The 20,405-nt window shown below is 59.0% G+C and carries 16 protein-coding genes and 2 pseudogenes; 11 read left to right on the forward strand and 7 right to left on the reverse strand.

All coding sequences use genetic code 11. The features are described from left to right. Positions 1-258: 258 nt before the first annotated feature. The 4 genes from ACVWZM_RS27355 to ACVWZM_RS27370 all read left to right on the forward strand — a co-directional run bounded on the left by ACVWZM_RS27355 (position 259) and on the right by ACVWZM_RS27370 (position 4,993). The gene (locus ACVWZM_RS27355; protein ID WP_456856783.1) at positions 259-2,784 is read left to right on the forward strand and encodes an excinuclease ABC subunit A; all 2,526 of its coding nucleotides are present in this window, start codon (positions 259-261) and stop codon (positions 2,782-2,784) included. Between the two features lie 53 nt (positions 2,785-2,837). Continuing rightward, positions 2,838-3,158 carry a hypothetical protein gene (locus tag ACVWZM_RS27360; protein ID WP_229158068.1) on the forward strand — a complete coding sequence of 107 codons (321 nt, stop codon included), beginning with the start codon at positions 2,838-2,840 and terminating at the stop codon, positions 3,156-3,158. A gap of 11 nt (positions 3,159-3,169) precedes the next feature. After that, positions 3,170-4,027 (forward strand): glucose 1-dehydrogenase, encoded by an 858-nt coding sequence (locus ACVWZM_RS27365; protein WP_253589145.1) that lies wholly within the window; start codon positions 3,170-3,172, stop codon positions 4,025-4,027. A 606-nt stretch (positions 4,028-4,633) separates the two neighbouring features. Beyond that, positions 4,634-4,993 (forward strand): PRC-barrel domain-containing protein, encoded by a 360-nt coding sequence (locus tag ACVWZM_RS27370; protein WP_225649539.1) that lies wholly within the window; start codon positions 4,634-4,636, stop codon positions 4,991-4,993. A 1,605-nt stretch (positions 4,994-6,598) separates the two neighbouring features. Here the strand turns inward: ACVWZM_RS27370 and ACVWZM_RS27375 are convergent. Both ACVWZM_RS27375 and ACVWZM_RS27380 read right to left on the reverse strand, forming a co-directional pair. Next, positions 6,599-6,730, reverse strand: coding sequence for a hypothetical protein (locus tag ACVWZM_RS27375; protein ID WP_456855336.1), 132 nt, complete (start codon positions 6,728-6,730; stop codon positions 6,599-6,601). Between the two features lie 356 nt (positions 6,731-7,086). Continuing rightward, the gene (locus tag ACVWZM_RS27380) at positions 7,087-7,431 is read right to left on the reverse strand and encodes a hypothetical protein (protein WP_456855337.1); all 345 of its coding nucleotides are present in this window, start codon (positions 7,429-7,431) and stop codon (positions 7,087-7,089) included. Between the two features lie 480 nt (positions 7,432-7,911). Between ACVWZM_RS27380 and ACVWZM_RS27385 the strand changes: the two genes are divergently transcribed. Both ACVWZM_RS27385 and ACVWZM_RS27390 read left to right on the forward strand, forming a co-directional pair. Next, positions 7,912-8,388 carry a hypothetical protein gene (locus ACVWZM_RS27385; protein ID WP_456855338.1) on the forward strand — a complete coding sequence of 159 codons (477 nt, stop codon included), beginning with the start codon at positions 7,912-7,914 and terminating at the stop codon, positions 8,386-8,388. A 30-nt stretch (positions 8,389-8,418) separates the two neighbouring features. Beyond that, positions 8,419-8,595 carry a hypothetical protein gene (locus ACVWZM_RS27390; RefSeq protein ID WP_168855287.1) on the forward strand — a complete coding sequence of 59 codons (177 nt, stop codon included), beginning with the start codon at positions 8,419-8,421 and terminating at the stop codon, positions 8,593-8,595. 199 nt (positions 8,596-8,794) lie between these two features. Here ACVWZM_RS27390 and ACVWZM_RS27395 read toward each other — a convergent pair. The 4 genes and pseudogenes from ACVWZM_RS27395 to ACVWZM_RS27410 all read right to left on the reverse strand — a co-directional run. Further along, positions 8,795-9,060 (reverse strand): annotated as a pseudogene (locus tag ACVWZM_RS27395) (adenylate/guanylate cyclase domain-containing protein); the annotation flags it as partial. Positions 9,061-9,692: 632 nt separating this feature from the next. Further along, a complete protein-coding gene (locus ACVWZM_RS27400; protein ID WP_016844186.1) occupies positions 9,693-9,887 on the reverse strand; it encodes a DUF3606 domain-containing protein in 195 nt (64 codons plus the stop codon). A 1,128-nt stretch (positions 9,888-11,015) separates the two neighbouring features. After that, entirely contained in the window at positions 11,016-11,186 is a 171-nt protein-coding gene (locus tag ACVWZM_RS27405; RefSeq protein ID WP_168855288.1) for a hypothetical protein, read from the reverse strand. 211 nt (positions 11,187-11,397) lie between these two features. Beyond that, a complete protein-coding gene (locus tag ACVWZM_RS27410) occupies positions 11,398-11,769 on the reverse strand; it encodes a cupin domain-containing protein (protein WP_016844188.1) in 372 nt (123 codons plus the stop codon). A gap of 1,840 nt (positions 11,770-13,609) precedes the next feature. Between ACVWZM_RS27410 and ACVWZM_RS27415 the strand changes: the two are divergent. After that, positions 13,610-14,272, forward strand: a pseudogene (locus ACVWZM_RS27415) (3-keto-5-aminohexanoate cleavage protein); the annotation flags it as partial. Positions 14,273-14,419: 147 nt separating this feature from the next. Here the strand turns inward: ACVWZM_RS27415 and ACVWZM_RS27420 are convergent. Further along, the gene (locus tag ACVWZM_RS27420; RefSeq protein ID WP_141340809.1) at positions 14,420-15,349 is read right to left on the reverse strand and encodes a helix-turn-helix domain-containing protein; all 930 of its coding nucleotides are present in this window, start codon (positions 15,347-15,349) and stop codon (positions 14,420-14,422) included. A gap of 516 nt (positions 15,350-15,865) precedes the next feature. Here ACVWZM_RS27420 and ACVWZM_RS27425 point away from each other — a divergent pair. The 4 genes from ACVWZM_RS27425 (at position 15,866) to ACVWZM_RS27440 (ending at position 20,285) form a co-directional block, all read left to right on the forward strand. Next, the gene (locus tag ACVWZM_RS27425; RefSeq protein ID WP_141340810.1) at positions 15,866-16,507 is read left to right on the forward strand and encodes a response regulator transcription factor; all 642 of its coding nucleotides are present in this window, start codon (positions 15,866-15,868) and stop codon (positions 16,505-16,507) included. 61 nt (positions 16,508-16,568) lie between these two features. Continuing rightward, positions 16,569-17,006: a response regulator transcription factor gene (locus ACVWZM_RS27430; protein ID WP_141340811.1), complete on the forward strand. Its 438-nt coding sequence runs from the start codon at positions 16,569-16,571 to the stop codon at positions 17,004-17,006. Further along, entirely contained in the window at positions 16,999-19,101 is a 2,103-nt protein-coding gene (locus tag ACVWZM_RS27435; protein ID WP_456814899.1) for an ATP-binding protein, read from the forward strand. The genes ACVWZM_RS27430 and ACVWZM_RS27435 overlap by 8 nt, the downstream gene beginning before the upstream one ends. Before the next feature lie 233 nt (positions 19,102-19,334). Beyond that, positions 19,335-20,285: a helix-turn-helix domain-containing protein gene (locus tag ACVWZM_RS27440; RefSeq protein WP_076826971.1), complete on the forward strand. Its 951-nt coding sequence runs from the start codon at positions 19,335-19,337 to the stop codon at positions 20,283-20,285. Positions 20,286-20,405 lie beyond the last annotated feature (120 nt).

The following is a 20,405-nucleotide window of genomic DNA, read 5'->3' on the forward strand; positions in this document are numbered from 1 at the left end:
AAAGATCGCGCGGGACCTCATGAGGGCGATCGAGCCAGCCTGACGGATACTTGGGTCGACGCAGATGTGAATCGTATTGGCGCCAGGTGGCCCCAGCCGTAGCACATCTCTCTTGGCCATTCTTCGGTCGTCTCAAGGACTTTGCCGTATCAGACGCAACAAGGGTGTTCCTTCATGGTTCCTTCGTTAACGCGCCCCCGGGCGACTCGACCGGGTGCCCTCGGGAACCACGAGATGCAGCCGGGCTTTTACCTCTCGATGTTCGAGAAAGCCGATAGAAGTGAAGAACTGACTTCCGCGATTGCCGACGGTTTCGTCCGCGTCCGCGGAGCGCGGGAGCATAACCTCCGGAACGTTTCGCTGGACATCCCGCGCAATGAGCTCGTGGTCTTCACAGGCGTGTCCGGATCCGGCAAGTCCTCCTTAGCGTTTGGGACGTTATACGCGGAGGCTCAACGTCGTTATCTCGAATCCGTATCACCTTACGCACGTCGGCTATTCCATCAGATGCAGGTGCCCGACGTCGACGCAGTCGAAGGATTGCCGCCAGCCGTCGCCCTTCAGCAGCAGCGCGGATCGCCGACAACCAGGTCGTCGGTGGGAAGCGTCACGACGCTCTCCAACCTCTTGCGCATACTGTATTCGCGGGCGGGCACATATCTGCGCGGGCAGGCCTTGCTTTACGCGGAGTCCTTCTCGCCTAACACGCCGGAAGGCGCCTGTCCGAACTGTCACGGCATCGGGCGAATTCATCAGGTCGTCGAACGAAGTCTGGTACCCGACGACACTTTGACGATCCGTGAGCGCGCCATTGCGGCCTGGCCTTCGGCTTGGCAGGGCCAGAATCTCCGGGACATTCTCGTCACCTTGGGGTATGACGTCGATAGGCCGTGGCGCGAGCTTTCGAAGAAAGATCGTGACTGGATTCTCTTCACGGACGAGCAGCCAACCGTACCGGTGTATGCGGGATACACGCCAGCCGAGACGCGAAAAGCCCTGAAGCGCAAGGAGGAGCCCAGCTATATGGGCACCTTCACCGGCGCCTGCCGGTACGTGCTTCAGACATATGCCACCACGCAGAGCGTCATGATGAAGCGGCGTGTAGCGCAGTTTCTGTCGAGCGATGATTGCCCGGTCTGCGATGGGAAGCGGCTAAAAGCAGAAGCACTTTCGGTCAGATTCGCAGGAATGGACATTGCCGAGATGTCTCGCCTGCCGTTGGCCAAGCTCGACGAGCTTATCAAACCGTATATTGATGGAAGCAAGAAAGACGGTACCGACGATCATCCCGAAAAGGCGCTTGTCGTTCAGAGAATCGTCGAGGATCTCGTCGGGCGTCTCGAAGTTCTGCTTGAGCTAGGCCTCGGTTATCTCACCTTAGAGCGCAGCACGCCGACGTTATCGCCGGGCGAACTGCAGCGTCTGCGGCTCGCGACGCAGGTCCGATCGAACCTGTTCGGGGTCGTCTACGTACTGGACGAGCCCTCCGCTGGCCTGCACCCGGCAGACACTGAGGCGCTCTTGCGGGCACTCGGGCGCCTGAAGGCATCGGGAAATTCGCTCTTTGTCGTTGAACACGAGCTCGATGTGGTCCGCGAGGCCGACTGGATCGTCGACGTTGGGCCCGCTGCCGGGGACCAGGGCGGTCGGATACTCTACAGCGGGCGCCTTGCCGGTTTGGCCAAAGTCGAGGCGTCCCAAACACGAAGGTATCTGTTCGAAGATGCCGCGAGGGCACCACGCAAGATCCGTCGGCCGAGCAGCTGGCTGAAGCTGCGGAACGTGACGCGGAATAACCTGAGCCGTCTCGATGCCGACCTGCCTCTCGGCGTCCTTACATGTGTGACCGGCGTGTCCGGCTCGGGCAAATCCACTCTCATCAGCCAGTTTCTCGTCGAGGCGATCGCGGAGAACCTAGGTCAGCAACGCAAATCCGATCTGGACGAAGCTGAGCTGCAGGAGACCGTGCGTACGCTGAGTGGGGAAATTACGGAAGGGTTGGATCGCGTTAAACGTCTCGTTGTGGTCGATCAGAAGCCGATCGGCCGGACCCCGCGGTCCAATTTGGCGACTTACACCGGCTTGCTCGATCACGTGCGCAAACTGTTCGCCGGGACGAAGCAGGCGCGTGCCAGGCGCTACGACGCGGGCAGATTTTCGTTCAATGTGGCCAAGGGCCGTTGCGAAACCTGCGAGGGCGAAGGCTATGTATGCGTAGAGCTGCTGTTCCTTCCGAGCGTCTATACTCCGTGTCCGACGTGCCGGGGCGCTCGCTATAACGCGAAAACGCTCGAGATCAAGATACGGGACAAGTCGATCGCCAATGTGCTGGCGATGACCGTCGACGCGGCTTTCGAGTTCTTTAAAGACGATGACGTTCTTTCGCGCTCTTTGGGCGTTCTGCGCGAGGTCGGGCTCGGTTACATTAGACTTGGCCAGTCGGCCACCGAACTTTCAGGAGGAGAGGCGCAACGCGTCAAACTCGCCACCGAGCTCCAGCGCGCCCATCGTGGCGGCACATTATATGTGCTCGACGAGCCGACGACGGGACTGCATCCGTCCGATGTCACAAAGCTCGGCAATCAACTGCAAGGGCTCGTCGAGGCTTTCAACACCGTCGTTCTGGTCGAGCATGATATGTCTGTTGCAGCGGAGAGCGACTGGATCGTAGAAGTCGGCCCTGGCGCTGGAAACGAAGGAGGCCGCATCGTGGCGTCCGGACGACCGGATCAAGTTGCTGCCTCCGGGAGCCGGACAGCAGAATATTTGAAGCGAGCGCTCTAACGAGTTCATCGAAGGCCGCCAGCCCCCATAGGAACACCGGGGGACGCAGTTGGTTGTTTGCCATCGCCTGCCCGAAAGAGACACGCATGGAAGGCATCCTCGTCGCCGAATTCGATACTCGCCGCGCGGCAGAACTCGCGGTCGAGCACGTTGTGCAGGAGTGCGGAGTCCAGAGAACCGACGTGGTGCAGCCGATGGGCGCCGACAATACATCCGGCGATCGACCCGCGCTCGCCGACGTGAAGGTAAAGCCGAAGCCGGGCGAGAAGCTTGAGGGCCCGATCGAAGTATCCGTCGACTTCCATGGCGACGATCCGAAGCGCGTCGCGGACGCGCTGAAATCCGTTGGTGCTAAGGCCGTCCGGACGAAGTAAAGGACAGAATCATGCCCGAATATCCCAAACCGCCGTTTCCCAGCCAGCGACAACCCATGCCAGGCTCGACGGGGAAGATGGACCCGCGCCCGGATCATGGCGAGACAAGCTATAAGGGCTCGGGACGGCTTCAAGGCAAGTGCGCCATTATTACTGGCGGCGACAGCGGCATCGGGCGCGCGGTCGCCATAGCCTTCGCCCGCGAGGGCGCCGACGTCCTGATCGCCTACCTTGACGAAAGCGACGATGCGAAAGAAGTCGCGGCGATGATTGAGAAGGAAGGGCGCAGGGCTGTCCTCGTCGAGGGCGACCTTCGCTCGGCCGACCATTGCCGCACCGTGGTCGACCGCGCCGTGCAGGAACTTGGCGGCGTCGACATTCTCGTCAATAATGCCGCGCATCAGGCGACCTTCGCCGACATCGGCGACATCAGCGACGAAGAATGGCGCATGACTTTCGAGGTGAACATCCATGCTATGTTTTACCTCGCCAAGGCCGCGGTCCCGCATATGAAGCCTGGAGGCGCCATCATTAACACGGCATCGGTAAATTCCGACATGCCGAATCCGATACTGCTCGCCTACGCGACGACGAAGGGAGCGATCCAGAACTTTACGGGCGGCCTGGCCCAGATGCTGGCGGAGAACGGCATCCGGGTGAATGCCGTTGCGCCGGGTCCAATTTGGACCCCGCTTATTCCCTCGACGATGCCAGAGGAGGCCGTAAAGAACTTTGGCAAGCAAGTGCCGCTGAAGCGGGCTGGCCAGCCGGCTGAACTCGCCACAGCCTACGTGATGCTCGCCGACCCGCTATCCAGCTACACTTCGGGCACGACCGTCGCGGTGACCGGGGGCAAACCCTTCATTTGAGAAGTGGCCGGCATAAAGCATCCCGTGACGCCCGATGGCCGCTACTTCGTCGTGAAAGAGAAGCTTTAGGTCTCGGCAATCCGGACGTTGAGCCGGGCGCCTCCATAAAGCTTAGGAGGCACGCTTTCAGCGAGGGCAAGTTGGGCGATGTGCATCGATGGTCCTTTAGCTAGGAAGCACCGCTCGGAGCAGTAAGATGATTGCATCCGAACCGAGTTTGGCAATGCTCCGGCCTTGCGGTGCCGATCACCGCGCGCGTGCCCTCTATAGTGATGCGCTCGAGGAGCTCTTGCGCACGCGTCGGCATCGCCTTCGCGGCGATCCCAACTCCCATAGAGGTGACGCTCAAGCAGACAACGACGCCTATCTGATGTATCAATCCCGGAGTGAGTGGCGCAGAAAACGCTCCAAGCGATATCGATCGCCGTCCGCACTGTGATTGCATTTGCCATTTCAAGCTCCGTGACAAGGGCATCATTGCCGTGCAATGCCTTTCCACGGCGAAGGTTGCATCCTTTTCCCAACCTTAAAGCTGGCACCGGGCGTATCGTAGGAACCTTGCTCTCCCGAAGACATTTGCCGTTAAGATCTTAAACGGAGGATGTTATGGGACTCGAAGCGAAGGAATCCGGCAACTTGATCGGCAGCGACAAGGTTGAAGGCACGACAGTTTACGGTGCAGACAGTCAGAAGATCGGCAGTATCGAGCGGGTGATGATCGACAAAAAGAGCGGAAAGGTCTCCTACGCGGTCCTGAGCTTCGGCGGCCTTCTTGGCATCGGCGATGATCACTATCCACTGCCTTGGCAATCGTTGAAGTACGACACCAATCTTGGCGGGTACGTCACTGGCGTGACAGAAAGCCAACTGCAGGGCGCGCCCAAATATCGTGATGAGACGGCATGGAATTGGAATGATCCGGCGGCCGGTCGATCGGTAAATGACTATTACCGAGTACCAATCTGATTGCCCTCGAAATGCGGTGTGCTCGTCATCAAAGTGCGCTGCATTCGCGAAAAGCGTGTGGGAGCATCGTCGAATAACCGGTCGGCCGCAAATCGGGTCTTGAAAGCGAGTTCTAGGAAGCGCTCGCGCGAGCAAGCCTAGCGCAGGTACTCGCCCGCGCCGCGGAAACCTTATCTCCTCAGGCGAAGCGATATAGCGCGCCTCTACTTCCCGCACCACGAGGCCCTGAGAAAAATGTGGAGACCCGGCACGCGCGCGGCTGAACGCTTAGTGCGCTCGGCCCGGTCAGGGCCGCTGGTCACGCGTTAGTTCGACTGCGATATGTCAGACATCTGAGTCCATGTATTTCAAGCGCTCGGGTTCACGGCCAAGGCCGGGATTAGGAACGCGGTACGGGTCCGCGATCCGGGCCCGGGGAAGCTGATCTAATTGCTGTCCAGGAACTGTCGCATTAGCGGCAAGCACGCCGCACGGCCTTGCAAGTCAAGAAAGGTAGGTGCGCGCGAACTGGAATATGAGAGCGGATAGGCTATCCGAGACTGAGGGCGTAGAAATACATCGCCGCGATTATCGCGACGCTTAGTAGCGTGATGCCGAAACTTTCCCATCCCGAACCGATTTGACGAATCGCTCAAACGTTCCAGCGCTGCGACATCCTGTCAAAGCGCTTGATGAGCAATGCGCCTCACTCCTTGTCGCCCGATTAACTTGATGGACGCCCGCGACGGGGCAGCTTCGGGCCAGTGATCCGGTCTGCCGCGACGCGAAGGGCGCCGGCATGTTTCATCGCTTCAACGCGAGCCGGCCCAGGCGGCAAAGCGCGCGCATGATCCAGCGCCAGTATCGCTTCCGCATAGCGAGACGCCAAGCATTCGACGAGCGAACCGGTGTGGACCGCCAAGGGCAAGATTTCGCCGGCTCTGTGGGATGCTTATTCGATGGCGATGGCGCGATATCTTCCGGCATCGCTCGAGGTCGCCGTTGCCTTTTACGCGGCCGAACACGAGGGACGGAACTGGCGGCACCTGTGTTCTCAGCTCGAGGTCGTCCAAGTGCCTTGGGGGCATGATGGCTGCATGACTGTCGGTGCGGAGCGGCTGGTAGTTGATCATCTGCGGCAAAGAATCAACGCTCTAGCCTCGCGTGCGCCTCCTTACGGCCGAGCAGATGGAGCGCGCGTCTGAAAACGCGACAAAGCGGGATAAAATTCAAGGTGAGACATTACCGAACTTAGACACGTGTCAAGTCGAGGTAATCCGGCAGAGCGGTCTAAATTGCTGAGATTTCCCGGTAGACTGACGGTGCGCTCAGCCAGTCGCGCGCTGAGGATGCGGTCCGGGGAGGATCACATCCGGAAAGAAGCCCTGACGCCGCTAGCCCCCGTCGGGGCTTCTTGCTGCTTACGCCGGCTCAGAATGTACGAACGCCGCCCGCTTAAAATGCATGCGGACGGCGTCGGTTCTAGCCCCAGGAAGGATCTGCAAAATCCTGGCTAAGCTAAGTCTGCACAAAGACTTAAAAAGTTTAATACCCCTGAAGGGGTAGCTTGCCGTCAGAACGCGCGGCGCGCCCACGTTGTCGCACGACTGGCGTGGTCTCTGCCGATCAGCCGAATAGGTCTTTGCCAGCCTGCGCCATTCTGACGAAGGTGCCGTTCTCGCGGTACTCAAGCCACTTCATCGTTTCCTTCAGGTCAGCCGAATACTCAGCCGGTGTCGCCTTATCCCGGTAGAGCATTGGATAGTTGATCTTCTCGATCTAGATCCGGCCGCCCTGGATCGGCTCGAATGCGTGAGCGTGCTCCATGATCCTGCGGGCGGCTTTCCCGGGACTGGCGTAAAGGACGATCTGCGGTTAGTTTCATCGGCGGTATGGAGAATTAGCGACTTTCTGCGGGGCTGCCGTTCTGTGCGCACTCATTGGAAAATATGGCGCTCTCACGGCAATCGAAAGCGAAAGACTCGAGATCGACGAAGCTACAGTATTGGTTCGATCGATCGATGCATGGCCGACGTCGATTACACCAGTCACCGAGTCCTACAGCCTCAGCGATGAAGAGAAAGTCAGCCTCGCTTAATTTGAAGGTCAAAGCCCTACCGCTGTTCAACCCTAGTGCGCCACAAGGCATCGAAGGTATTTTGGCGAGATGGTGTCCATTCTTGATCGCTGGGCTTCTCTATGAGCGCGCTTGCAAGCTCCTCGGTGGGACGTGCCTGCGTCGAAATCCGCACGGGCCACTCCAATAATGATTTTGAAAGCATGGGCTTGCCTTCGTACCAGCATTTTCGTCCGTCGATGAGGCGCCAAGACCAATACTCGCGCAGATTTGGGGGCATCACCGCACTGCATTGCTGTTTCGCCTGCGCGGTCGGCATTCCAATCAATAGGAAAGTAGCGATGCGAGCGGCCAAAGGAATAAATGAAAATTGCCTCTTCATCGGAACACTTAGAGACTACTTCGTTGCCGCAGTCGACTTACAGCAACGACCAAGTCGGGCCGCTCAAGAACCTCAACTAACTTGTCGAGTATGCGTTCACTGTCGTGGGGGCGGGGCAGAAGATACTCGTCCAATATGCACAGGGCTTCGCTGACGGCATCAAGAGCCAACTGTTGATCGGTCATCGCTTCTTACCCATTCGAATTGGTGGAGCGTTGCGATTTCAAGAAAGCTTAAAGATCAAGTCAGCTTTTGGACTTATCCCATCAAATTTTATTTCAATCGAGGGTGAATTTAGGTCAGCGCTTCTGTCTCAGGATTGCGATTTGGCTGTCGCCTCACCGCCGCTCCGCGCAACGCCACGTGCACTTCGATTGGCGTATCGCTACACAAACGAAGAGTCCGACAAGGCGCTGCGCCTCTACGCCCGGGTCAGCGCGACGGATCACGCGATGGGAGTGCGAGGATCTGCTCGACGCTTTGCAACAGCGGCTCGATGCGAACCCGCTTGCTATGCGCCTTCGTCGCGAGACGGTCGAGCATCCGTTCAGCGTCACCTCATCAAGCCGTGCGAAATTAGCCTTCAAATTTTTCAAGTCAGTGAATTTCTTGCATAGCGCCAGCAACTACCACCGTTGCCCGATCTTCTTGACTCCCGATCTAGGAAGAACGGCGCGAGCGCGGGAGTTAAGGTTCAATAGATTGGGGCCAAAAAAGCGAAGTGTGGCAGGATCACTGGCTTGTAGCAGCCACCAGTCGGCGCATAGTCAAGCAATGATCGAGCAGCGCCCAGCCTTCATGGCTTGCAAAAACCCCGGCACCGGCTGGAGAATCGATATTCTGTGGGCCGATGGCGAAACCGAAGTCATCAAAGGTTTTGTTACGGAGCACGACGCAACCAAGTGGATTTCCGAGCATTCGGTGGCGTGCCAAGAAAGCGCTAGCCCACCGCGCTAGCGTGGCTTCTAGTTCGGAGGAGCGGCGACGATGGATCGCGAGACGGAGGAACTGGCAAGTAAAATCGCAGAATGCGCGAGACAGGCGCGCCATCAAGCCGCGCTTCTGCCGGAAGGTCCAGTCCGCGACGCACTGATAGAAAAAGCCAAGCATTACGAAGCACAAATCCCCGCCGACTCTACGTATACGACTGTTACCCAGCGCTAATGGGCAGGTGACTGCATTGCTTCGGCGCTCCGATTCATCCGGCAGGCTTCCACCCGAGGTTTGCCTTTGAGTTAAGTGTTCTTTCTTCATCTTCATCGTCGAATTGCGTCGTTTTTAGATGTGCCCGCAGTGTGTGCAGCTCTCGGCCGGTGCTGGCTATCGACGTTGCGCCGCAGGGACAGCGCATCAGCGACACGGCCTCCCTGAGGGCAGCTTCTCGCCGCATGCCCCATGGCGCTGCTTCGACCGCGCTCGGAAACTCTGCCAAGAACCCGTCTCCGGTGTTCTTCACGATACGGCCGCCGTGACTGGCAATAGCAGGCTCACTTCTCTTGCGAGAAGTTCGCTCAGCTTGGCGTGCGTGGCCTCTTCGTCATCGTGCATGAGCCGTGAATAGCCGGCGACATCGGCGGCCATTATGGCCGACAGCCTGCGCTCTATCCGAACTGGCCGCTCTTGCACTATGGACCCGCGATCCAAGCGATGCCCGATTGTACGACGGACAAGCCGCGCCCCCAACGGCCTTGACGAAGATGCCCGAGAGGCCGCCGATCAGCTATCGGCCCGAACGGCACAACCTAGGAACAGTCGATATTCGCCGGACGTTAGCGCTCATGCAACAAGTCCGTTTGGTAGGCGACCGGCGCGAGGAGACTTACATGGCTGACGAAAGCTCAGTTGCACCTACTGCCACGCCCGAGCAGCGAAGAGACCGAGCTTCAGAAGCGATCCGGCGGATGGCTGAAGACGACGCGTTGCAACATTTGCCACAACATGATCGGTGGCTGCATCATTTGAGTGAAGCGACCCGGGCAGCTCCATTTCAGTCCCTTGCCGTTGCATTCTTGCTAGGCGCCTTCCTAGCTCGTCGGTAGCGTCCATGCAGCGCAGCCCTACGAATTGCCAGACGGCAATATCTTATTCGGATTGCTCAATGACCTTGCTCACATCAGGCTCATCAATCCCATCCGCCCGATTGCACTCGCAAGGCATGCCGGCGCCGCACTGACAGCCATGTGCCTCCGCCGTCCAAGGCAAGTGCGGATGGTTCTCGCAGACCCAGCCCAACCCCAAGCAAATCGGACAGGTGGGTTTGGTCATTCTTGAGCTTTGTCGGGCAGACCCAATTCCTTGCGGACCGCAGCAGCGGAGTTGCCGACCTTTTCGACGACCTTCTGAAGGTCATTCTTCGACACACCAAGTGCATGGGTCCAATACTTCACCTCGTATGGCTCGTGCATGTTGATCTTCGAGCGATCTGGCTGGACGCGGTTGGTTAAATTGTCCGGCATTGCTTCTATCCCAAAATAAAAGGTCGCGGCCGTTGGCTGGTCCGAAGAAGATCAGGCTATTGTCGGGGCGGTTTGCAAAATTGACCGTCGCGGCAGTAACGTCGGCCACCCAAAGCTAGTTCCTGCCAACGCTTCCTTGCCCCCGAAGATCCGGGGTACATTCTCAATCAGTTTAAACCGGTGGCCCCGGCTGCACCTCGCTAGGGCCGTCGACTCGGCCTCAGCGTCTCGCCGGGGCCGTTTCTGTTCAGGGAACGAGCAGCAGTCCACGACGTCAAATCTAAACGATGGACTGGGACTATTACCGCGGCCTTAGCGCTCTCCGCGGGCGTTGAGGCCATTCTAACGTCAGGGGCCGCTTTTCGCGACTCGTGAATAGCTTCGCTAAAATCTCAGCCTGGTCTTTTGTCAGCTTCTCGGCGAACGCGCCGTCCTTTTCTATCTGGGCCGGTCCTTTGCATTCGCTATCGTAGACTATCCAGCCGTTGCCGCCTTGCCGAACGAGGAATCGGCCTCTCATCGGGCGTCCAATAAATTCCATTGCAACACCACCTGTGAAATTGAAGGGTTTCATGCGTCCAGCGAATTGAAACGGCCACAACCCGAGGGCCGCCAACCCGAACAATGCGGGTTTTCCTCCAGCAGCCGGGGGGGCCTGGATCGGCTGGGGGACCTGAGCCGACTCGTTGCCAAGCCGATCGTTCCTATTATCGATCGTTAGGATAAACGGCCCAGTGATGCTGGTTTTGGCGTGCAGGTGATCGTGGCAACTCGGCCCCTCCGCGCCGCGCCTCACCGCGTTGGGGCCATTTTTGCAAAGACTACGCGAAAAGGTCTTTGCTGACCTGGGTGATCCGCGGAGTGCCAGCGTTATTAGCGAACCGAAATAAACATTCAGCTGAAGTCGTGTTTATTCGGTTAGCCGAACAGATTCTCGCCGGCCTAGGGTCATGCGATTGGGTGCCGTCCTAGTCAGGACATTCGCTGCGGGCCTACCTTAGAACGCGACAAAGAAAAAACCCATCAGTAGCAGGGCGAGCAAAACAGACGCCCCGGCCGCTACCTTTCGTCCGGCGCTTGGCTTCGCTGATTGGTTCATATGGGGGGTCATAACCCGGAAGATTGAAGTCACTCGCTCATATGCGCGCCGGTCTCAGCTTGCCGGGTTCTCTTAAGTAGCTGCTCTTTTTCCATACCTGCGGGGAGTACGCTTGCTTCTTCACGAAGACTCTTGGCCTCTTCGGTAAGGCGTTCCTCCAGAGAGTGCTCTTGCTTGAAGTGCCGACGCTTAATGACCATGCGCTGTCCTTTCCGTGGCGGAAGGCGACGTGCCCCCCGAGCTGGAGCTACTTCGAGATAGCGATGCGGCGTTGAGTGCGTCGCCGAGGGGCGGATGGGCGCGGAGGCGACCATCTGGATTCGAGAATGCCCCCGGCGTAGCTTTCTCAAGCAGAAAAAGCGGGTGCGCGTTTGCGACCGCTTTTTCTTGATGTCGGTTTGAGGGGACCTCTTACTTTGCAGGCTCCATCATTGGTTTACCCTTATCGACGATATGGACCGTCAACATCTTCAGGGTTTTGTCGCCTGCCACCTTGAAACCACCGTGGGGCACGTCGCGAATGTTGATTGTTGCTGCTCCCGTAGGAAATGGCACCTCTTTTCCATCGGGTAGCGCCAACGTTGCGCCCTCTAGAACGTAAACGGCTTCCTCGCCATGATGCGTGTGGCGAATGAGATTATTTCCGGGCTGTACGTCGACGACGCTGACTACAATCTCCATATTCGTGCCGCTTAGGTCGGCGCGTTTCAACTCGGTGCGGTTTGTTTGGGCATTCGCGGACCAGGTAAGGGCGAAGAAAATAAGAGCAGTGATCCGAAGCATACTTTCCTCCTCAAATAGACAATGAAATGTTTTCGCGACACGCCAATGTGACGCCCACTTATCCAACAGCAACCATTACGAGAGTGCAAGGGAAGTGCAGCATAATCCATCCTGAAGCAGATTGTGGCGATTGAGGCGACGACTACACCACCCCGCCGATCGTGGTATCGACCCGTGATGGCCGCATCGTCAGAGATTGCGAAGCAAAGTAAACCTCCGCGCATCGGAAGTGTACCAGTAGGAGAAATCGGCAGGGCCTACCAGAGACGTCCTTGGCGAATTGATCACTTCGCCTCACTCGATCCGGATATCAACCCAGCCGACCTTGCCGCAGGCGGTGAACTTGCGGTGCACCGAGATTTCAGCCCAATCCCATCTGCAAGTCGGCAAGCTTCAGCAGCCGCTATGATGTTGGCGGCCGACGCAAGAACACAAGCACCGTCTTGAAACCGGCGTTGCGATCGACAGGGCCAGTCCAATAACGGAGATGACGGGCGGGTTTTCGACGCCAAGGCATGGGCCGATATACTCAGTGCATCGAGTTCATGGCCGGTCGGGCTGCGGAGCGCATGTTGCTAGGCGGCGAACTCGCCGCTCCGGTTGAAGAACGTCCTTGGCGGGGATCGCTTGTGCATTTCCCTGCACGAACGAAAACATCCAGGTCTGGAAGCTTCATTCGCAGCTCCTCAACGAAGAGCGGGCGAGCAAGCCGCCGCCGGCAATCCTGGCTTGTCAGCTCGGTTCGCAAAACCAGCTTCTAGAACTCATCTGCCGGGGACGCCCTATCCCCGCCGAGCCTGCTGCAGCTCTTCGGAGTGGATTGTCGCCACCGCGTGACTGAATACTTGGCTGGCGTCGCCTTGCGCAATCACCGGTAGAGAAAAAATCCGTGGACGCCCGCATAATCGAAAGTAGTGGGGAGCAGGCTCTCCACGGCGCCGCGCTGCGGACGGCGGCAGCATTTACCCGCGGCGGGGAATTGATTTCTTAACTCAAACCTTGGGTGCGGTGATCGCGAAGCTTGAGAACTTCCGAAGCGGTCCCTTGCCGGAAATGGGCTTCATCCGCGATAGGTCGGGCCATGGGCTTTGCCGGTCATCATGTCCCGCTGGAACGTAACCCCGCGCCCATTATGCCGGGAGTGCCGCCGTCTCTTAAGAGTGGTCGCTGACAAGAGACGGCAAGGCACCCCTGCGCACGGATATCCCCAGCCTCGTTGTCCACATCCGCAACTCCTTGAAGCTGCAGCAAAGACGAATGCCCTCGGAGCGCGCACCATAAACCCACGTATTGTTCGGGAAACGAATATCGCCGGCGGCCTAGTTTCAAGTGCAGAAGCGATGTCTGCCTTCGGGGTCGATGCCGTAGCCCGTCGACATTCGCCGTCGCCCGCTCGTAACTGGCCTTCAGCTGCTTGACCTGCTGGCGTGTTTGCGCAAGCGATGCCTCGAGCTGGTTGACTTTGTACTGGAACGGCGCCGGATCGATACGAAACAGCACCTCGCCGGCGACCGCGGTGGTGTGCCTGGCACATGGGATAGGTTGATTGTCCAGGCGTCATCGACCCGCGACCCGTCTAGAAATGGTATCCGCGCGACAAGGAGAGGTCTGGCGCGATCTGGTAGGTCAAGTTGAGAAATTGGCCGGAGATGGTCGGAAGGAAGCAGACGAGGGGCACCACGCGCCTACGGCACGATGCCGGCACCGAATACGGGCTTTCGATATTCCGCGACAGAGGTCGATTTCGCACGCGACTCCGAGAAGAATTATAGCATGTTGTTCGAATCGATTGATGAAGGATGAGGAATAGGCCCGGAGCAACTCGAGCGACGATGCGGGTAAGCCGACATCGGATCCCGAACGTTTTGGGCGTTTGCTGGAAGGCCTCCGGAAATACTGTCCCGGCATGATTGTGCAGCTCTCGACTGGAGGGCGCTCAGGCACAGGCCGGGAGCGAGGCGGAATGCTGTCACTGCGGCCGGACATGGCGTCGCTGTCGACCGGGTCGTGCAATTTTCCCACGCGCGTTTACGAGAACGCTCCCGAACTCGTCGACTGGTTGGCCTCCGAGATGCTGGCTCATGACATAAAGCCGGAGATCGAGGCGTTCGACCTATCGATGATTTTCCAGGCCATCGCTATGCAAAAGATCGGCAAGATCAAAGGACCGCTGCACGTCCAATTCGTAATGGGCGTGAAGAACGCAATGCCCGTCGATCGAGCAGCGTTTGAGTTCTATATTGAGACCCTTAACCGGTTGGCGCCTGATGCGACCTGGACCGGCGCCGGCATTGGAAAGGACCAGATCACGCTCAATGCGTGGTCTCTTGAACTCGGTGGACACTGCCGCACAGGACTTGAGGACAATGTGCGACTGGATCGTGAGAAGCTTGCACCGTCGAACGCCGCGCTTGTCAAGCGTGTGGTCGAACTCTGCGGTCGATACGGGCGGCGTCCAGCGACCGTGCCGGAGGCGCGCGCGCTATTGAAGCTCGCTGCATGAGTTGGGCGTCGAAAATGCCTTTTAGTTGTCGTGCGAGGACGGCTAGAAATTGGTGCTGCTCGCCGGGATTATCGTCATGAGGGTCGGCCTAGCCATGCATACGTTGCGGTTGTGTAGGTCGCAGACCGTCTTTATGCGTAACCTTGATTACCCCTCACTATCCGACGCGCCTCGCACTCCTCGGCGCCACGCTCCCGGACTGACGCCGACCATTGCTGAAAATACCCTCGTAAAGTGGCTCTGATTGGCAAACCCAGCCGATTTCGCAACCTCGGACAGCGGCAGATCGCGAATGGTCATCAACTGCTCGGCCGTCTTCACCCGCCGGCGAAGTAGCCATCGATGCGGCGGCAGACCAGTGGAGATTCGGAACGCCCGCGAGAAATGATCGACCGAAAGATCGAACTCGGCTGCGATCTGCCGTAAAGGAGTCTTTCCGGCGAGATCGGCATTGAGCATATCGCAAGCGCGGTCTAACTGCCACGGAGCGAGGCCGCCGCGTATCGTCTTGGCGCTACGCCGAAGGCCACCGTAGGTTTGAGCGACGTGCGCAGTAAGTGCGTGCAACATGTGGTCGACGAAAAGCTGGTTGGTCTCGTCCGCTCGACGCAAAGCTTCCACGAGCGACGCACCGAGGTTACGGACGACTGCGTCGTCGTGGCCTATACCCGGCTCATAGGCAAGCTCGCCAATGCGCGGTGCGCCGGCCTGCCTCGCAATGTCGTCAAGGGCCGAGCGCGGAAGATAGAAAAAGAGGGAGTGAAACGGCTTGTCAATGACGTAGCGCGGATCGCGCTTCAGATCGTAGAGATAGGTCGCGCCGCCGTGGACATTCGTCTTGATGACGCATCGGCCCCGCTCCCAGCACTCGCAGTCCGGATAATCACGAAATTTGAGGCTGACGAGGTAGGCGTCCTCGGAGGGCAGCGAACCGGAAAGGCTCGGCACCGGGTCGTCGTTTCGGGTTTCGGTCACCGCCAGCTCGGAACTGCGCAGCGTACGTGCAATCAGCGAAGGTGCGTTCTTCGCCTGCAGGGGTCGTCCGAGCCTCGATCCGTAGACGCCGGCCTGTGCCATTTGAGTTGATCCGGAAGGTTAGACCGCAGGCGCTGATCGCCCTGCGAATTTTGCGGTGCATTATCGGAAATAGGCAAGCGGCTGTCCACGGCCACCCGGCGACGCGCAACTTTTCGTGAGGGCAAATCGTCGCGAAAGTCGCAACGGATTCGGAAGCAATTTCAATGCGGTCGACCCAATCAACTGCCGCCAGGAACTGGGGTGAAATCCGGAGCGCAGGTCGCAACGATTCGCAAGCACACGTGATTCCGCGACTCGCAGTCGCATGGTCCTCGTTTGGCACGGAATGAGGCAAGACATGACGGCTTTGGGAAAGACGCGGGGGCCCTGCGAGCCCTAGAAACACGCCGTAGAAGCCAAGTGACCGTGACGGCCGTGTCATGACATGGACCTTACGGGCATCTGCGAAAAAGCAGCGAAAGACCGCGGGGCAGAAGCGATCAGGAGGCCACGCAAATGCTTAGGGCAACCGTATCCACGGGCTCGCAGCCTTCATCGCACGTAGCGCGCTTACCTATGACTCTCAATACTAACACTGCAGACCGCCCACTTGTTTTGATCGTGGACGACGACGAGGAGATCCGGTCGGCGCTTCGGGAGCTTTTGCTATCGGTCGGCATCGACGCGTGCTGCTTTGGCTCGACGCAGGAATTGTTGCGTGCCGATCTTCCGGAGCGGCCCGGCTGCCTGATTCTCGATGTTCGCATGCCCGGAGCAAGCGGGCTGGATCTGCAACAGCGTCTGGCATTGAACGGCAACACGAGGCCGATCATTTTCCTCACGGGTCATGGCGATATAGCCATGACCGTCCAGGCAATGAAGGCGGGAGCCGTCGACTTCCTGACGAAGCCAGTCAGAGACCAGACACTCCTCGATGCCGTCGCGGCGGCGATCGAGAAGGATGTCTCGCAAAGAGCCGCGGCCAGGCGCATAACGCAACACGCCGCCCGCTTCGCAACGCTGACACCGCGCGAACGTGAAGTCCTGGGCGAGGTAGCAAGGGGGCGCCTCAACAAGCAGATCGCCTTTGATCTCGGCATCAGCGAGATCACTGTGAAGTTGCATCGCGGCAACGCGACGAGAAAGCTGCAAGCAACGTCCGTCGGAGACTTGATCCGGATTTGGGAAGCACTTCCTGCGGAACTTCGCGGGAGGTAGCCCATCCTACACCAAGGAATAGGTACAACCCGATCAGCAATGGGCAGATGATCGGCGGGCCATGCCAGCGAAAGTCATCTGTTTGTCCAAAACGCCCCTAGTTGCCATCGTAGATGACGACCAAGCTGTACGAGAGGCTCTTTGCGATCTCCTCCTGGTCCTGGACGTTGCGTGTCGCTCGTTTGATCGGGCGGAGGCGTTCATGGCTGAATTTGTGCCAGGCCGCTTCGATTGCCTGATCACGGATGTGAGCATGCCCGGCCGGAGCGGGCTCGAACTACAGGAGCGATTGCGCGAGCTGGGCTCGTCAATGCCGGTCATTTTCATCACCGCGGACACGAGCCCGGCGACAGAGGCTCGCGCACTGAGGGGCGGTGCCTATGCCTGCCTGACGAAGCCGGTCAATGATGAGGTGCTCTTTCATCTCCTGCAGAACGCAATGAACTGCGCAGGCCGCTCGCGACGCAACGAGCGACGGGATCCACCATCAGATGACTAATCTCGCCCGACAGATATCGCAAGGCGGCCAGCCGAATCTCGTTGCCTCTGCTCCCGGCACGGAACTGGCCGACCTTGTGTCCGAAAGCATCATCGTCAGCAACCTGCACGGTGTCATCCAGTACTGGAATGCCGCATCGGAAGTCCTGTACGGCTGGCCTTCCATGGCGATGGTCGGTCGACACGTGGCAGAGATCGGCTCGCGCGGCCACTCGGGTGTCGATCACATCGACATACTGCTCCGCGAAGGTCGATGGGAAGGTATCGTCTTTCGGCGTAGCCTGACCGGGGTCGAGGTTGCGGCGGCCGTGCGGCAGGTGGTGCGACGAGACGCAACCGGCGCGGTCCTTGACATCGTTGAGTGTGGCCGAAATGCAGGACCACTAACCGAAGCAGCGTACCTGCGCATGGATGCCGAGTTGCAGGGATCTCTGGCCGCTGCTTGGGAGCTTGATGCCTCGCGGGCCCGGCCCCTGCTCGATGCAATCGCGAAGCACAGGCGCGGCGGAGCCGCTATCGACCTTGATCAGCATCCGGACTGGGTCAACGGACTGCTTACCGCCACTCGAATTCTGGCTGTCAATGATCGCGCGGTTCGCATGTTCGGGGCACATGCAGGGCACGAGCAGATGATCGGTCAACCGATCGGTACGTTCTGGCCGGCTGAAAGCCGCTCAATCCTGGCCGGACTAATCGGAGACGTTGCCACAGACCGCTCGCGCCTCGAGACCCGCAGAATGGTCCTGAGCGGCGCGATACGCAACCCCATCATCAGGGCCTGGCATTCTGCGGACCCGAAGCCGTCGGGCACCGTGCTTGTTACGATCAACGGCGCGATCGATGATGACCGCACGTCCTGGGAGTTGCACGCGAGCGAGGATCGATATCGCAAGCTCATTCAGTATCTACCGACGGCTCTCTGGCAGGTCGATTCCCGACGCGCGGGCGAGGTCTTCGACGATCTGAAGGCGAAGGGTGTTCGCGATATTGCTTCCTATCTGGCGACACACCCTGATCTTATCGAGCACGCCAAGGACGTCGTTCGTGTGACGGACGTCAACCACGATGCAGTCTCACTGTTTCGGGCACGCAATCCCGCCGACCTAATCAAACCGGTTCGATACCTGTTTGCCGCCGTCCCGGGGCTCGCCGAGCGGGTCATGGTGGCTCACTTTGAAGGTCGACGCAATCTCATAGAGGAGACCAGAATCCGTGCATTCGACGGTTCGCTCATCGATGTCCTGTTCACGGTCACATATCCTGTGCCCCCCGAGCAACTCGACAACACCTTCATCACCATCCAGGACATCAGTGAGCGCTTGAACGCCGAACGGCAACTTCGGAAGCTGCAAGCTGATTTCGCGCATGCTGGCCGCATCGCAACTCTTGGGGAGCTCGGAACTTCGATCGCGCATGAGATTAATCAGCCGCTTACGGCCATCGTGACCAATGGTGAGGCAAGCTTGAGGTGGCTGGCGCGCGCAGATCAAAACATCGAAAAGGTCACCCAGCTCACGTCCCGAATCGTGGCGAATGCGCGGCGCGCGAGCGAAATCATTCATCGCATACGAGGCATGGCGGCGAAGCATGAACCAGAGAAGCGGCTCATGGATATCAATGACGTCGCGAAAGAAGCGCTGTTATTCATTCGCCACGACATTGAGTCAAAATCAATTGCCTTGTCGACGACGTTTGCATCTGGGCTTCCCCAAGTGATTGGTGACCGGATTCAGCTGCAGCAGGTGATTATCAATCTGCTCGTCAACAGCGTCCAGGCCATCGTGCACTCCGGTCAACCGACACGTCGAATCGACGTCCAGACGTCGGTCACCGAAGAAGGCTCGGTCGGCTTCTCCGTCTTCGACAATGGGCCGGGTATCGCCACCGGAGACCTCGGGCGCATCTTCGACAGCTTCTTCAGCACCAAGGATGCAGGAATTGGCATCGGCCTCGCGATCTGCCAGTCGATCGTTAGGGCGCACGGAGGCAGCATTTTGGGCGCGAATCGTCCAAATGGCGGCGCGCATTTTCGCTTCACGCTTCCGGTGCCGGCGACTGCCGGTCCCGATTCCAGCGTTGTCGCGCTCATTCGGTAAGTGCGCCAACGTTCGCATGAGCGCCTGCGTTTGCAAGGAATTGCGCCCGCGATGCGGACAATCTCTCCCGAACTATACCGAGGTATAGGTCGACCTATCCGCTGAACCAGCGCGACCAGACCCGCTGCACGATGCCCTCGTACAGCGCTCACCGCCATGATCGCAGCACACGGGAAGCGATGCATCCGCAGACGCGCGGAACGAACGCTCTTCCCCAATGCGAGTGGAAGTTCATGAGCAAGCCCATCTTGCGCGCCCCCCTGGACAATGTGCCCGGCGCGACGCAGGCGCATAGGAGTGACCTGCCGGTCGGTGAGCGGCGCCCCGCCAATGAAGAGATGGCACGCGTGCTCAGGACTAAGCCCTTTCGCGTTGCTTTGGAACCGTCCAGCGGCACGATTGCATACTGGAAGCACGAGCCCGTACACGACATCGTCAAGCCGATGGTCGATCACGTCATCATGACCTACCCGACCGGCGTACAACGGCTCGAGCGGCGCACCGGACGATCAGTTGCGATCGGAACGGCTCGTCCCGGCGTCGTGACGCTCATTCCGGCTGGTTCGACCTCTCGGTGGGATATTCACCGGCCGATGCATGTCCTTCAGCTCTATCTTCCGCAGGCAACACTCTCGCGTGTTGCCGACGAAGCCTACGTCGCCGCGCCCGGCGATCTTCTGGAGCGGACAGTGTACTCGGATCCCGTTACATCCCGGTTGCTGATGAGTGCAGTGGATGTTCTGGAAGGACACGCGACGCTGGAAGCATTGTTCAGGCAGCAATTGATGGACCTTCTGGCAACGCGCCTCTTGGCAGCACATGCTGGCTCGTCGATCACGGTCCGGCCAGCTCTGGGCGGCCTGTCGCCAAATGTCCTGCGCCGCGCCATCGAGCGCTTGCGCTCCGATAACGATGCGGACGTTTCCCTCGGAGCACTCGCTTCCGAGGCCGGCCTCTCGCGCTACCACTTTTGCCGTGCCTTCAAGGAGAGCACAGGCCTTTCGCCTCATGCCTGGCTCCGCCAGCGACGGCTCGAGCAGGCCATGGAGATGCTGCGCGACACGGACGCATCGGTCGTCGCGGTCGCGGAGGTCCTCGGCTACGGCTCTCAGACCGCGTTCGCCGCGGCATTCAAACGGTTCACCGGCGAAACGCCGACCAATTGGCGGCGCAGCATGCGTTAGCAGCAATCGCGCTGCAATCGGCGCAATCGCTCTTGGGCAGTGGTCCGCGAGCTCCCCTAGATAGCCGCAAGAAATCTGACGACACGGAGACCAACAGATGATTTCCAAAAAGACCTTCAG

The organism is Bradyrhizobium sp. USDA 4501 (assembly GCF_054062115.1).

Bases quoted from the DNA above. Each gene is read 5' to 3' on its own strand.
- ACVWZM_RS27355 (WP_456856783.1), top strand. From the start codon at position 259: ATGTTCGAGAAAGCCGATAGAAGTGAAGAACTGACTTCCGCGATTGCC.
- ACVWZM_RS27365 (WP_253589145.1), top strand. From the start codon at position 3,170: ATGCCCGAATATCCCAAACCGCCGTTTCCCAGCCAGCGACAACCCATG.
- ACVWZM_RS27370 (WP_225649539.1), top strand. From the start codon at position 4,634: ATGGGACTCGAAGCGAAGGAATCCGGCAACTTGATCGGCAGCGACAAG.
- ACVWZM_RS27375 (WP_456855336.1), bottom strand. From the start codon at position 6,730: ATGCTCTACCGGGATAAGGCGACACCGGCTGAGTATTCGGCTGACCTG.
- ACVWZM_RS27380 (WP_456855337.1), bottom strand. From the start codon at position 7,431: ATGAAGAGGCAATTTTCATTTATTCCTTTGGCCGCTCGCATCGCTACT.
- ACVWZM_RS27390 (WP_168855287.1), top strand. From the start codon at position 8,419: ATGGATCGCGAGACGGAGGAACTGGCAAGTAAAATCGCAGAATGCGCG.
- ACVWZM_RS27400 (WP_016844186.1), bottom strand. From the start codon at position 9,887: ATGCCGGACAATTTAACCAACCGCGTCCAGCCAGATCGCTCGAAGATC.
- ACVWZM_RS27405 (WP_168855288.1), bottom strand. From the start codon at position 11,186: ATGGTCATTAAGCGTCGGCACTTCAAGCAAGAGCACTCTCTGGAGGAA.
- ACVWZM_RS27410 (WP_016844188.1), bottom strand. From the start codon at position 11,769: ATGCTTCGGATCACTGCTCTTATTTTCTTCGCCCTTACCTGGTCCGCG.
- ACVWZM_RS27420 (WP_141340809.1), bottom strand. From the start codon at position 15,349: ATGGCACAGGCCGGCGTCTACGGATCGAGGCTCGGACGACCCCTGCAG.
- ACVWZM_RS27425 (WP_141340810.1), top strand. From the start codon at position 15,866: ATGACTCTCAATACTAACACTGCAGACCGCCCACTTGTTTTGATCGTG.
- ACVWZM_RS27430 (WP_141340811.1), top strand. From the start codon at position 16,569: ATGCCAGCGAAAGTCATCTGTTTGTCCAAAACGCCCCTAGTTGCCATC.
- ACVWZM_RS27435 (WP_456814899.1), top strand. From the start codon at position 16,999: ATGACTAATCTCGCCCGACAGATATCGCAAGGCGGCCAGCCGAATCTC.
- ACVWZM_RS27440 (WP_076826971.1), top strand. From the start codon at position 19,335: ATGAGCAAGCCCATCTTGCGCGCCCCCCTGGACAATGTGCCCGGCGCG.